Source organism: Cobetia sp. BL01 (assembly GCF_056493605.1).
On record NZ_JBVBEE010000004.1, the window covers coordinates 356,888 to 370,333 of the forward strand.

Sequence of the window (13,446 nt, forward strand, 5' to 3'; positions counted from 1 at the left end):
GAGCGAGATGATTGCCGTACCGCTGGCCACGGCGGCCAGTCACCTCAAGGACCCGCAGGCGGCGGTGGCCGAGCTGGCCCGAAAGCTTGATGACTCGCTCGGTGGCCGCCAGCGGCTCGGCGGGGTGCTGTTCTTCTGCTCGGCGGATTACTCCCTCCCGGCACTGGGTCAGGCGCTGGCCGATGCCTTCGGTGAGGTAGCGGTGAGTGGCTGCACCACCGCCGGCGAGATCACGCCCGAGGGCTATGCGCGCGGCTCCATCACCGCCATCGGCCTGGCGCGCAGCGACTTCGCGTTGGCGCAGGTGTTGATCGATGATCTGAGCGGCTTCGACCTTCCGCGTGCCCAGGCGCTGAGTGATGAGCTGCTGGCGCGCTGTCGCGAGCAGGCCGTGGCGCCGGTGATGGGCAACAGCTTCGCGCTGACGCTGCTCGACGGGCTCTCGAGCAGTGAGGAGCAGGTACTGGCGACGCTGGATGCGGCGCTGGGCAGCATTCCCGCCTTCGGTGGCTCCGCCGGGGACGACAACCGGTTGGCGCATACCTATGTCTACGCCGACGGGGTCTTCCATGATCAGGCGGCGGTCGTGGTAGTGATCAATACGCGGCTGCCGTTCGAGGTCATCAGTACGCACCATCTCACGCCGCTGGCCGACAAGCTGGTGGTGACGGCGGTGGACCGCGATTCACGCCGCGTGCTGGAGCTGAATGCCGAGCCCGCCGCCGAGGAGTATGCGCGGCTGGCCGGTGTCGCGCCCGAGGCGCTGGAGGAGGCGGTCTTCGCGCGCTGCCCGCTGGCGGTGCGCATCGGTGAGGCGCATTACGTACGCTCCATCCAGCGCGTGAATGCCGATGCCAGCCTGAGCTTCTACTGCGCGGTGGAGACCGGCATCGTGCTCACCGCCATGCAGGCCACGCCGATTCTCGCGCAGCTCGAGCAGCGGCTGGCCGAGGTGGAGGCGCGTCTGGGGCCGCCCGCGCTGACCATCGGCTGTGACTGCTTCCTGCGGCGCATGGAGATCGAGGCGCTGGGGCTGGAGGCAGAGGCCTCGCGTCTGCTCAGGCATCACCGGGTGATCGGCTTCAATACCTACGGTGAGCAGCATCACGGCATGCACATCAACCAGACCTTCACCGGCGTGGTGATCGGCCAGCGCCGTCTCGCGGCCGATGGTACGGGAGGGCAGGATGGCGCCTGATACGCCGCTGACAGATTCCCGAAAGGACGGCCTGAGCGCTGAACTCGCCGCCCTCAAGGCGCGCAATCGCCAGCTGGAGAAGATCAACGCCGCCCTGATCGAGCGGGTCGAATCCAGCAGCCCTTCACCGAGCGCGCCCTACGCCGCCTTCGAGCACGCCGTCCTGCTGGCGGATCAGGTGCGCGAGCGTACCGACGCCCTGCACCGCACCCTCGATGAACTTGGGGCACTCAATCGACGCCTCACCGCCGCCAAGGCCGCCGCCGAGGCGGCCAATCACTCCAAGACCCGCTTTCTCGCCGCCATCAGCCATGATCTGCTGCAACCCCTGAATGCCGCCCGATTGTTCGCCAGCGCCCTGGAAGAGCAGCTGGCGAGGCTGGCACTTGATGACCCCACGCCGCGCGACGCTTCGCCGGGCGAGCTGGTGGCGCGGCTGGGGCGCTCGCTGGCCGATGTCGAGAGCCTGCTGGGCACGCTGGTGGACATCTCGCGGCTGGATGCCGGCGTGCTGACGGCCGATGTCGCCACCTTCCCGGTGCGTGAGCTGCTGGATGTGCTCGCCGAGGAATATCGTCAACTGGGCGCTGCCCGTGGGCTGGAGCTGCACTACGTGGCCAGCCACCTGAGCGTCGAGTCGGACCTGCAGCTACTGGCGCGCGTGATACGCAATTTCCTGAGCAATGCGCTGCGCCATGTCCCGGATGGCTCGACGCGCGGACGCGTGCTGCTGGGGTGTCGCCGGCGCGGTGACTGGCTGGAGATCACGGTGGCCGACAACGGCCCCGGCATCGCCGAGCATCAGCGCGAGGTGGTCTTCCAGGAATTCCGGCGCCTGGCGCCGCGCCAGGACAACGAGCAGCGCGGCCTCGGGCTGGGACTGGCGATCGTCAAGCGCATCACCGGCCTGCTGGAGCACCCCCTGTCGTTGGCCAGCACCCCGGGGCGCGGTGCGGCCTTCGCGGTGCGCGTGCCGATTCGACAGCCTGCCAGTGTGATGGGCCCGTCGGCTGACGCGCCTTCTCCCGGTCAGCCTTGCGCGTCACCGCTCGCGCAGCCGCTGCTCGATACCGTTATCTGGGTGGTCGAGGATGATCGGGAGGTATGTGCCGGCATGCAGTCATTGCTCGAGGGCTGGGGCGCGAGTGTCCACTGCGCCGCTACCGCCGAGGTGCTGTTGTGCCAGGCGCTGGCCGCGCCGCCGGAGGTGTTGATCGTCGATCATCAGCTGGGTGACGGGCAGCCCGATGGTCTGGCGCAGGCACAACGGCTGCGCAAGCGTTGGCCAGACTTGCCGGTGGTGGTGATCAGCGCGGACCACTCGGCGCCGCTGAAGGCCAGGGCACGCGCGCTCGGCTTCGGGTTCCTGCTCAAGCCGGTCAAGCCGCTGCGCCTGCGCCAGCTGTTGATCCATTGTCGTTAGCCTTCGCGGGGAAGGAAGAGGCAGGAGGGATTGAAGGAGACTATCAGCTACCGCGCTGAATTTTAATGAGAACTAATCGTATTTAGCATGTATGCTCGTGTCATGACATCCCGCATCCCCTTTCTCTGTTCGCGGGCCATTGATCTGGCAGGTTTCCCCCCCATGCTGAATATCATGTCCGATAAATCCGTACGTCATGCCGCCAGCATGTCGCTGGGCAGTGAAGGTGAAGCCTCTGCTGCCGGCGGTGTGCGCACCGCACCCCCTCTGTCCCTTGCGGGTCGCCTGCGTCGCGCGCTGCCGTTTCTCGGCCCGGCGATGATCGCCGCCGTCGCCTACATCGACCCCGGCAACTTCGCGACCAACATCGAGGCCGGCTCCCGCTATGGCTATACCCTGCTGTGGGTGGTGCTGTGGGCCAACCTGATGGCGATGTTGATCCAGACCCTGTCCGCCCGGCTGGGGCTGGCCACCGGCAAGAATCTGGCGGAAGTCATCCGTGAACGCTTCCCGCGCCCGGTGGTCTGGGCCTTCTGGGTGCAGGCGGAAATCGTGGCCATCGCCACCGATCTGGCCGAGTTTCTCGGCGCGGCGCTGGCCTTCAATCTGCTCTTCGGGCTCAGCATGCTGGAAGGGGCGCTGTTGACCGGTGCCATCACCTACGCGGTGCTGGTGATGCAGCGCTACGGCTTCCGCATGATGGAGATGATCATCGGGGCGATGATCCTGGCGGTGTCGGCGGGATTCCTGCTCGAGATCATCCTCAGTCGTCCGCCGGTGGAACCGATCATCTACGGCCTGCTGACACCAGGTTTCCCGGATAGCCATGCCATCTTCCTGGCGGCCGGTATCCTGGGCGCCACCGTGATGCCCCACGTCATCTACCTGCATTCCGCGCTGTCCCAGAATCGCATCCGGGTGCGCGACAGCGGTCAGCGCCGTCGCGTGATGGGCTACTACCGTCTCGATGTGATCATCGGCATGGCGCTGGCGGGGCTGATCAACATGGCGATGCTGGTGCTGGCCGCCAAGGTCTTCCATGGCAATGGCGAGACCGGCGTGGCTTCCATCACCGAGAGCTACAAGCTGCTGTCGCCGCTGATGGGCCAGAATGCCGCGAGCCTGATCTTCGGCTTCACGCTGCTGCTGGCGGGGCTGTCCTCGTCCATCGTCGGCACCCTGTCCGGGCAGGTGGTGATGCAGGGCTTCGTCAACTTCCGCATTCCGCTGTGGCTGCGCCGCGTGATCACCATGGCACCGGCCATCGCCATCATCCTGATGGGGCTGCCGGAGCAGCAGGTGCTGGTCGCAAGCCAGGTGGTACTCAGCTTCGGGATTCCCTTCGCGCTGGTGCCGCTGTTGATGTTCACCGCCAATCGCCGCCTGATGGGGGACCTGGTCAATCGGCACTGGGTGACGGCCATCGGCATGCTGGTGGCGGCGATCATCATCCTGCTCAATGGCTATGTGCTGGTCGGGGAGCTGATGTAGGGCGAGTCACTCTGTCCCGACACCTGATGGGCAACGCCCCGGTTCGCGCCTCATTCGTGAGCGCTGGACCGGGGCGTTTCGCGTCGTGGGGCGGCAGAGGCCTCACTCGGGCCTGACACGGCAGGCAGGGCGTGGCTGGCCAGCAGGATCGCCTGCACCCGGCTGGCAACCCCCAGCTTGTGCAGGATGGCGGAGACATGCGACTTGACGGTGGTCTCCGCCACGCCCAGCTGCCAGGCGATCATCTTGTTGGACTCGCCCAGCACCATGCGTTCCAGCACGCCGCGCTGCTTGGTGGTGAGGGTCTGCCAGCGCCGCGCGAATTCAGCATCGCTGAGGCTCGGCGCCAGTTGGGGCGCTGGCGGTGGCATTGGTACCGATGATGCTGGTGCCGATGATGCAGATGCAGATGATGCTGAGAGCGGCGCTGGACGCGGCGCAGCGCGCATCAACTGGGCAGGCACGTAGACCTCCCCGGCCAGCATGCGTGCGAGGGCATCGCGCAGGGTCTGCGCCGAACTCGACTTGGACAGATACCCCACCGCACCGAGCGCCAATGCCTCGAGTACCGTCTCGCGCGCCTCGTGGGCGGAGAGAATCGCCACCGGCAGCCAGTCTGCCTCCTCGCGCAGGCGCGCCAGGCCTTCCAGGCCGTGGCTGTCGGGCAGGTCGAGATCCAGCAGCAGCAGGTCGAGGCTGTCAGCATGATGAGCGATCACGCTGAGCGCTTCCTCGAGACTGGCGGCCTGCAGCAGCTCGTATTCTGGCGTGGAGCCGTCAGCGACGGCCAGATTCAGGGTACGACTGATGGCATCACGGAACAGCGGATGGTCATCCGCGATCAGCAGACGGTACATGAAGGCTCCTGGCCGGTCGTTGGCGGGCGATGTTCTGGTCATGACGTTCCAGGCCATGACTTTCCTGATCATGACCTTGCTGACAATAGCTACCCTGAGCATAACGTCATGGCATGGTGTCGTGCCTTGCGGCCTTCGCGGTATGGCCCGTCTTTCCTGTCCCCACCTGTCTTCCTGTCCCATCTTTCTTGCCTGCCGGGTTTCTCCCTTTTCTCCTCCCAAGGGATGAGACGGTTTCCGCCCATGGGCGCATGTCGCGAATGCCACAAGTGAACAAGACTGTGAGGGTCGCCTGATCAAACAGTTCTTGATGCAGTCATTGATCCAGTCATTGACGGTCAGGCGAGGGACAGGAGCGCCACCTCCTGTTCAGGGCACCGACAACAACAGGTCGTCGATCACGAACGCCACTCGTGAATCCGACCCCACAGGAGTTCGCCATGATCTATGCCTCTCCGGGCAGCGCCGACGCGCTGGTCACGTTCAAGGACATCTACGGCAACTATATCGGCGGGCGTTTCGTCGAGCCGGTCAAGGGGGAATATTTCGACAACGTCAGCCCGGTGACGGGGGAGGTGTTCTGCCGTATTCCGCGCTCGAGTGCGGAAGATATCGATCTCGCGCTGGACGCCGCCCACAAGGCAGCCCCCGCCTGGGGCAAGACCTCGGTGCAGGAGCGTTCCAACATCCTGCTCAGGATCGCGGATCGCATCGAGCAGAACCTCGAGATGCTGGCGGTCGCCGAGACCTGGGATAACGGCAAGGCGGTGCGCGAGACGCTGAACGCCGATATCCCGCTGGCGGCGGATCACTTCCGCTACTTCGCCGGTTGCCTGCGCTCCCAGGAAGGCACCGCGGCGGACATCGATGCCAATACCGTCTCCTATCACTTTCATGAGCCATTGGGCGTGGTGGGACAGATCATCCCGTGGAACTTCCCGATCCTGATGGCGGCCTGGAAGCTGGGGCCGGCGCTGGCGGCGGGCAACTGCGTGGTGCTCAAGCCGGCGGAGCAGACCCCGGCCTCGATCCTGGTGCTGGCGGAGCTGATCAATGACCTGCTGCCGGCAGGGGTGCTCAACATCGTCAACGGCTACGGCGCCGAGGCCGGACAGGCATTGGCGACCAGCAAGCGCATCGCCAAGATCGCCTTTACCGGCTCCACTCCCGTGGGGTCGCACATCCTCAAGTGCGCGGCGGAAACCATCATCCCCTCCACGGTGGAGCTGGGCGGCAAGTCGCCCAACATCTACTTCGCCGACATCATGAATGCCGAACCCGAGTTCATCGACAAGGCCGCCGAAGGCCTGGTGCTGGCGTTCTTCAATCAGGGCGAGGTGTGCACCTGCCCGTCACGCGCCCTGATCCAGGAAAGCATCTACGACGACTTCATGGCCCGGGTGATGGAGCGCGTGAAGACCATCAAGCGCGGCAATCCGCTGGATACCGACGTGCAGGTCGGCGCCCAGGCCTCCCGCGAGCAGTTCGACAAGATCATGTCCTATATGGATGTCGCCCGCGAGGAAGGCGCCGAGGTGCTCACCGGCGGCAGCAGCGAGCAGCTGGAGAACGAGCTGGCCAACGGCTATTACATCCAGCCGACCCTGCTCAAGGGCCACAACGCGATGCGTGTCTTCCAGGAGGAGATCTTCGGACCGGTGGTCGCCGTCACCACCTTCCGTGACGAGGCCGAGGCGCTGGCCATCGCCAATGACACCGAATTCGGTCTCGGTGCCGGTGTCTGGAGCCGCGACATGAATGTCGCCTTCCGCATGGGCCGTGGCATCCAGGCCGGTCGCGTGTGGACCAACTGCTACCACCAGTATCCCGCCCATGCCGCCTTCGGTGGCTACAAGAAATCCGGTGTCGGTCGCGAGACCCACAAGATGGCACTGGAGCACTACCAGCAGACCAAGAACCTGCTGGTCAGCTACGACATCAATCCGCTCGGCTTCTTCTAGGCCTGTCAGGCAGTGCCGCCGAGGCTGGCGGCGCTGAACCCACCATTCGCATCGTCTTCTTGACACATGACCTCAATGCCCGCGCCAGATCCGATTGCTTGATCTGGCGCAGGGCAGGGAGCGCTGCGTCTGGTTTCAATGGAGAGGTAGGTCCGGGGCGTGCGCGAACACTGGCCCTCGCTCACGACCGGACGGGATCGCACTCTCCGCCTGATCTCTGGCTCGCCTTTCCAAGGTTCGTCTTTCGACAATGAATGAGGAGTCCATCATGGATAACAGCATGAAAGCCGCCGTGGTACGTGAATTCGGTGCACCGCTGGTGATCGAGGAAGTCACGGTGCCGCGCCCGGGGCGTGGCGAGATTCTGGTCGAGGTCGCCGCCTCCGGGGTCTGTCATACCGACTTGCACGCCGCGCATGGCGACTGGCCGGTGAAACCCAACCCGCCGTTCATTCCCGGCCATGAGGGCGTCGGTACCATCGCGGCGGTGGGCGAGGGTGTGACCCACGTCAAGGAAGGCGACCGGGTCGGGGTGCCCTGGCTCTACTCGGCCTGCGGCCACTGCGAGCATTGCCTGGGCGGCTGGGAGACGCTGTGCGAGAGCCAGCAGAATACCGGCTACTCGGTGAATGGCGGCTTTGCCCAGTTCACGCTGGCAGACGCCGGCTACGTGGGGCGTCTGCCGGACAGCGTAGGCTTCGTGGAGATCGCGCCGGTGCTGTGTGCCGGGGTCACGGTCTACAAGGGCCTCAAGATGACCGACACCCGTCCCGGTCAGTGGGTGGTGATCTCGGGCATCGGCGGCCTGGGCCACATGGCGGTGCAGTATGCGCGCGCCATGGGCCTGAACGTGGCGGCGGTGGATGTGGATGATGCCAAGCTGGAACTGGCCCGCCGTCTGGGCGCGACCGTGACCGTCAATGCCATGAAGGAAGATCCGGCAGCCGTCATCAAGCGCGAGATCGGCGGCGCGCACGGCGCGCTGGTGACGGCGGTATCACCGAAGGCCTTCGATCAGGCCCAGAACATGCTGCGCCGTGGCGGTACCCTGGTGCTCAACGGCCTGCCGCCGGGTGACTTCCCGCTGCCGATCTTCTCCACCGTGCTCAATGGCATCACGGTACGTGGCTCCATCGTCGGCACGCGTCAGGACCTGCAGGAGGCGCTGGACTTCGCTGCGGAAGGCAAGGTCGCAGCCACCGTGCAGACCGGCAGGCTCGAGGACATCAATGACATCTTCGGGCGCATGATCGACGGCAAGATCGAGGGGCGCATCGTGCTCGACATGAAGGCCTGAGGCGTTCACTGTCCTGAACTTGACCCCTCTCCATCGACGACAGGCCTGCAGGAATCGGCAGGACTCCAGATACGACAACGCCAGCCCGAGGGCTGGCGTTGTCGTGTCTGGCATGGCCGTGTGCGTCAACTCTCACGCGGGCACTTCAAAGAGCTCTCCATGACGAGCTCGGGCTTCTGCTCATACCGTGCCGAATTTCTCGTTCTCACCCATGTCCGGGGTGTGGTCCTTGTCGAGGTTGGCGCGCGCAATCTCATAGAGTTGATACGCCTTGCTCTCCTTGGCCTTCCAGTGTTCACCGGATTGCACCTTGACCTCCAGCAGAGTGACATCGGGGTCATCCTTGCCTTCCGGGAACCAGGCGGCCACGAACGGATTCCAGAACTTGTCGATCAGGCCCTGATCGCGGTGCAGATTGGCATGACCGCTCAGCGACACATAGACGCCATCATCCTGATCGGAAAAGCTCAGGCAGACCTCGCTGTCCTTCTTTGCTTCAAACACCTTCTCGGCACTGGCGCGGGTGAAGAACCACAGGGTGCCGTCGTAGTCATCCTGTACCAGATGCATCGGGCGGGCATGTGGCATGCCGTCACCCTGCGTCACCAACATGCCGACCTTCACATCCTTGATCAGCTTCCAGATCTTCTGCTTGTGCTCCGGGCTCGACATCGTGTGTCACTCCTTTGCCTCATGCGAATGAAAATCCGGCTGGCTAGCCGTTGAACAAGACCTTGGAGCGACACCCCGCAACTTCAAGGGACGATGGTGAAGCTTTCACTTGATGAGTCAGAACTTTATGAATAAAAGCTTGATAAATCAGAGCTTGATGAGTCAGCGTTTGATTCAGGCGCCGAGTCGGCTCACTGCGCTGCCGGTGCCTGCCAGGCCTCGCTGCCCCACAGCGGCACGCTGCTCAGCGCATGCTTGAAGCTGCCGCTGGTTTCCTTGGTGCTGTAGGCGATGTAGAGCAGGCTCTGGGAGTCACGGTCCAGAATACGGCGGATCTTGAGGCTCTTGAGCAGCACGCTCTTGGACTTGCGATAGACCTCCTCGCCACTCTTGGAGGTGTCGATGTCGGCGAGCATCGCCGGGGTGATCGGGCCGGTCTGGCGGCAGGCGATGCTCATGTCGGAGGGATCGGAGAAATCGAGATTCGCCTCGATGTTGCTCAGGTGACAGGTCACGCCCGGCACCTTCGGGTCGATCAGGCTCTCGATCTTGATGTCCTTGGTGGTGAACAGGCCCAGCGAGACATCCCCGACCTCATTGTCGTCACAGCCGGCCAGCAGCAGGCCAGAGGCGATCACGCCCAGCAGGGCGGCACGAGGGGATAGGCGGCGCAGTCGAGTCATGGGGTCATCCTTGAGTCAGTGGGTAAGGCGAAGGCGGCAAGGCGATGATAGCGTGTCGGGCGACGTCCGGGCCTCACTCATCGCCGAAGACGTGCAGATTCAGCAGGTGGGAGCTGCCCAGCCACATCACGCCCTGGGTGTGATCAAAGAGATCATCACCGGTGCCGGCATGCACGAAGATGTCCAGCGTGCCGCGATTGAGTGCCAGCCACGGGATGATGCGCCCGAAGTCTTCGGGAGCGAAGGACAGCTGACAGCTCCACAGCGGGTGCGGGCCTACCGGTTGCTCATGGAAGCGACCGACGCGCAGCGGAAAGTGCTGCTCGGCCTGGGCCGCCAGCTCGCGAGCGGCGGCCAGACTCTGCTCATCGGTGTAGTAGAGGTGTGCGTGGTAGTAGTGGATCTGCGGTGTCATGGCGTTGCCCCGATCATTCTCGAATGTCTGTCTGAAAGCGTGGACCAGAAGGTCATGCTGGCTGGCGGCAGAGGTCGCCAGGCGTGATGGCGCGCGGACATCAGCCCCAGGCCTTGTAGATCAGCTGTACGCCGACCAGTGCCATCGCGAGGATGATCAGGCGGAAGAACAGCTTCTCGTTGACGCGGGATTGCAGCCACAGGCCGCTCCTGACACCTGCCCAGGCCACCGGCACCAGCAGCAGCGAGGTGGACAGACTGGTGAGGTTGACCTCGCCCAGCGCCACGTAGGGGCCCAGCTTCATCAGATTCATGCCTGCGAAGATGATCACCGTGGTGGCGATGAAGGTCTCCTTGGGATGCTGACGCGGAATCATGTACAGGTTGTAGGGCGGGGCGCCGGCGTGGGCGAAGAAACTGGTGAAGCCGGCCGTGGCACCGGCAGGAATGGCCAGCCAGCGCGGCAGCGGATTCCTCGCGGTGGGCTTGAACAGCATGTAGGCGGCGAACAGCAGCGAGATGACGCCCAGCAAGCCACGAATCATGTTCTCGTTCAGCTCATCGAACAGCACCACGCCCACCGCGATGCCGATGGCGGCGCTGGGCAGGATGATGCGCACCTCCGACCACAGCTGCTTGCCCCACCAGGCGCGAGCGCTGAGAAAGTCCATCACGATCAACAGCGGCAGCAGGATGCCGGCCGCTTCCAGCGGACCGATGGCCAGCGCCATCAGCGGCACGGAAAGCGAGCCGAACCCGCCGGCGAAGCCGCCCTTGGAGATGCCGGTCAGGTAGGTCGAGAAGACGATCACGCTCCAGGCCAGGGCGGAGTAATCGGGCAGGGTCAGCAGAGAGTCGAGAAGATCGGTCACGGGCAGCTCTTGTCAGTGGCAGTCAGGACGAGGCCGAGGCGTGTCATTCTCGCCATGTCGCTCCCGTCATATCGTGCTCGCCATGTCGTGGTCAGGTGTCGTCACGCCGTCGGCGTCATGCCATTGTTGAACAATTCCGTCCGGTCTTCATCCCGACACGCTGCAATGAAGTCTTTCCCTTGACGCACCAATGCGCTAAAAGGCGCATGTCGCACAGTGTTTTCTTTCGAGACACTGGGCGAGCAGCCTGATCTGGCAGGAGCTGTCACGACGCCTGTCGCTCGTTGGTCGAACAATCTCTGAGGTGGCGATGTCACGCGCTCCATTTGAAATCAGCGGTACCCGCATCGCGCCGGGAACGCGGGCCCAGGTCGATGTGCCTGTCGCCAAGCTCTACACCCACGCGCCGTTGCACATCCCCGTCGAGGTGGTGCATGGCCGTCAGCCCGGCCCGGTGCTGCTGGTGTGCGGTGCCATCCATGGCGACGAGATCAACGGTGTCGAGATCGTGCGTCGCCTGCTCAAGAGTTCCAGCCTCGCGCGGCTGCGCGGCACCTTGATCGCGGTGCCCATCGTCAACGTCTTCGGCTTCGTGCAGCACACGCGCTACCTGCCGGACCGCCGTGACCTCAACCGCTGCTTCCCGGGCAGCGAGAGCGGTTCGCTGGGCTCGCGGGTGGCGGCGCTGTTCCGTGAGCAGATCGCCGATCAGGCCACCCACATCATCGACCTGCACACCGGCGCTATCCACCGCACCAACCTGCCGCAGATTCGCGCCACCATGAGCGGCAGCGACGCCACGCGCCAGATGGCGGATGCCTTCGGGGCACCGGTACTGCTGAACGCCGAGCTGCGTGAAGGCAGCCTGCGTGCCTATGCCAGTGGCCGTGGCGTGCCGGTCATCACCTATGAGGCCGGCGAGGCGCTGCGCTTCGATGAGTGGGCGATTCGTCCGGGTGTCAGCGGCGTGAAGCGCGTGATGCGCTCCATCGGCATGCTGGCCAAGGACCGCGACCGCAAGCCCAGCTCCCGCGCGGTGGAGATGTCCAACGGCTCCAGCTGGGCGCGCGCCTCCATCGATGGCATCGTCCAGAGCCGCGTGGGCCTCGGAGACCGTGTCGAGAAGCATCAGGTGCTTGGCATCGTCGCCGACCCCTTCGGCAACAGCGAAAGCGAGGTGCTGTCGCCCGCGGATGGCATCATCATCGGCATGGCCAATCTGCCGCTGGCCAACGAGGGCGAGGCGCTCTATCACGTGGCGCGCTTCCATGCGATCGACGATGCCGAGAGCGCCGTCGACAACTTCCAGCAGCTGTTCGTGCCGGACTCCATCTAGGCGGTTTGTTTCACTTCAGGCCACTTAATGGCCCTGTTGCTGGCAGTGACAACGCAAACGCCCCGCTCAATGAGCGGGGCGTTTGCGTTGTTGCAGCAGCCTGTCGTGTCGTCGTCGACAGTGAAGATGACGACGACTGCGAGATCAGCCGTGGCTGGTCTGGGTCTCGAGCGGGCCGTCATGACGCGCTTCCGCGCCGTGCATCCAGTCGACCAGCTTGCCGGCGAACACCAGCAATAGCAGGCCGCCGAGCACGCCCGTGATGGCGATGCCACCGAACACGCTCATGGCGCCGGCTTCGCCGACCAGCGAGCCGATCATCCCGGCCAGGTAGTTGGCCAGTGCCACGAAGGCGAACCAGGCGCCCATCATCAGCGCGCCCATGCGAACCGGCGACAGCTTGGTGACCATCGACAGGCCCACCGGTGACAGGCACAGCTCGCCCAGGGTGTGGAAGAAGAAGGCACCGACCAGCCACATCATCGAGGCGCTGCCTGCGGCTTTCTGCTCCAGCACCGCGCCGATCATGCACACGAAACCGATGCCGAGGGCGATCAGGCCGAAGGCGAACTTGACCGGTGAGCTGGGCTCGCGATCATTCATGCGTGTCCACAGTCCCGCCAGCAGTGGCGAGAGCAGGATGATGAACAGCGGGTTGAGCGACTGGAACCAGGCCGCCGGGACTTCAAAGCCCATCAGCATGCGGTCGGTGTAGTCCTGCGCGTACAGTGCCATCAGGCCGCCGCCCTGCTCGAAACCGGCCCAGAACAGGATGGTGAACAGACCCAGCACCAGGATGACCTTGATGCGATCGCGCTCCTCGCGGCTCAGCGGTGTCCTGGTGGTGCTCCTCTTGCTCAGGCGTGCCTCGCGTCTGGCGCTGGGCTCCACACCGAGCTCGCCCAGATGGCGAGGCGCGAAGATCAGCTGGATGGCGACCGCCAGCAGCATGCCGATACCCGCCACCAGGAAGCCGGCGTTCCAGCCATAGCCTTCGGCCATGGAGCCCGCGACGATACCTGACAGCAGCGCACCGAGGTTGATGCCCATGTAGAAGATGGTGAAGGCGCCATCACGACGGTGATCGCCCTGTGGATAGAGATCGCCGACCATCGTCGAGATGTTGGGCTTGAACAGGCCGTTGCCGACGATCAGCAGGCCGAGACCGACGTACAGCAGCATCTCGGCATCCAGACCACTCATGTCCGGTGGCACGGCCAGCACGAACTGGCCGGCCGCCAT

At 64.5% G+C, this 13,446-nt stretch carries 12 protein-coding genes; 6 read left to right on the plus strand and 6 right to left on the minus strand.

Translation table 11 applies throughout. The features are described from left to right. Window positions 1-7 precede the first annotated feature (7 nt). From nosP to ACZYGA_RS10210, 3 genes are all read left to right on the plus strand, one after another. Window positions 8-1,198 carry a nitric oxide-sensing protein NosP gene (nosP, locus tag ACZYGA_RS10200; protein WP_479399144.1) on the plus strand — a complete coding sequence of 397 codons (1,191 nt, stop codon included), beginning with the start codon at window positions 8-10 and terminating at the stop codon, window positions 1,196-1,198. Beyond that, window positions 1,188-2,621 (plus strand): hybrid sensor histidine kinase/response regulator, encoded by a 1,434-nt coding sequence (locus tag ACZYGA_RS10205; RefSeq protein WP_479399092.1) that lies wholly within the window; start codon window positions 1,188-1,190, stop codon window positions 2,619-2,621. Before nosP ends, ACZYGA_RS10205 begins: the two co-directional genes overlap by 11 nt. A 174-nt stretch (window positions 2,622-2,795) precedes the next feature. After that, a complete protein-coding gene (locus ACZYGA_RS10210) occupies window positions 2,796-4,112 on the plus strand; it encodes an Nramp family divalent metal transporter (RefSeq protein WP_479399093.1) in 1,317 nt (438 codons plus the stop codon). Window positions 4,113-4,162: 50 nt separating this feature from the next. Here the strand turns inward: ACZYGA_RS10210 and ACZYGA_RS10215 are convergent, their stop codons facing one another. Beyond that, on the minus strand, window positions 4,163-4,969 hold the full coding sequence (locus tag ACZYGA_RS10215) for a response regulator (protein ID WP_479399094.1): 807 nt from the start codon (window positions 4,967-4,969) through the stop codon (window positions 4,163-4,165). Window positions 4,970-5,409: 440 nt separating this feature from the next. On the opposite strand from ACZYGA_RS10215, the gene exaC reads away from it, so the two are divergent. Together exaC and adhP are read left to right on the plus strand one after the other, a co-directional pair. Continuing rightward, on the plus strand, window positions 5,410-6,930 hold the full coding sequence (gene exaC, locus ACZYGA_RS10220) for an acetaldehyde dehydrogenase ExaC (protein WP_479399095.1): 1,521 nt from the start codon (window positions 5,410-5,412) through the stop codon (window positions 6,928-6,930). 268 nt (window positions 6,931-7,198) lie between these two features. Beyond that, window positions 7,199-8,227, plus strand: coding sequence for an alcohol dehydrogenase AdhP (gene adhP / locus ACZYGA_RS10225; protein ID WP_200018787.1), 1,029 nt, complete (start codon window positions 7,199-7,201; stop codon window positions 8,225-8,227). 180 nt (window positions 8,228-8,407) lie between these two features. Here adhP and ACZYGA_RS10230 read toward each other — a convergent pair whose 3' ends face one another. The 4 genes from ACZYGA_RS10230 to ACZYGA_RS10245 form a co-directional block, all read right to left on the minus strand. Next, complete coding sequence (locus ACZYGA_RS10230) at window positions 8,408-8,899, minus strand: pyridoxamine 5'-phosphate oxidase family protein (RefSeq protein ID WP_084209317.1); 492 nt, start codon at window positions 8,897-8,899, stop codon at window positions 8,408-8,410. A gap of 191 nt (window positions 8,900-9,090) precedes the next feature. Continuing rightward, window positions 9,091-9,582 carry a CreA family protein gene (locus ACZYGA_RS10235; RefSeq protein WP_077379193.1) on the minus strand — a complete coding sequence of 164 codons (492 nt, stop codon included), beginning with the start codon at window positions 9,580-9,582 and terminating at the stop codon, window positions 9,091-9,093. A 73-nt stretch (window positions 9,583-9,655) separates the two neighbouring features. Next, window positions 9,656-9,997: a DOPA 4,5-dioxygenase family protein gene (locus ACZYGA_RS10240; protein WP_271302419.1), complete on the minus strand. Its 342-nt coding sequence runs from the start codon at window positions 9,995-9,997 to the stop codon at window positions 9,656-9,658. A gap of 100 nt (window positions 9,998-10,097) precedes the next feature. Next, window positions 10,098-10,868: a sulfite exporter TauE/SafE family protein gene (locus ACZYGA_RS10245; RefSeq protein WP_240499597.1), complete on the minus strand. Its 771-nt coding sequence runs from the start codon at window positions 10,866-10,868 to the stop codon at window positions 10,098-10,100. 310 nt (window positions 10,869-11,178) lie between these two features. Between ACZYGA_RS10245 and ACZYGA_RS10250 the strand changes: the two genes are divergently transcribed. After that, on the plus strand, window positions 11,179-12,204 hold the full coding sequence (locus ACZYGA_RS10250; RefSeq protein WP_077379197.1) for a succinylglutamate desuccinylase/aspartoacylase family protein: 1,026 nt from the start codon (window positions 11,179-11,181) through the stop codon (window positions 12,202-12,204). A 144-nt stretch (window positions 12,205-12,348) separates the two neighbouring features. Here ACZYGA_RS10250 and ACZYGA_RS10255 read toward each other — a convergent pair whose 3' ends face one another. Beyond that, window positions 12,349-13,446 carry a peptide MFS transporter gene (locus ACZYGA_RS10255; protein ID WP_404626482.1) on the minus strand — a complete coding sequence of 366 codons (1,098 nt, stop codon included), beginning with the start codon at window positions 13,444-13,446 and terminating at the stop codon, window positions 12,349-12,351.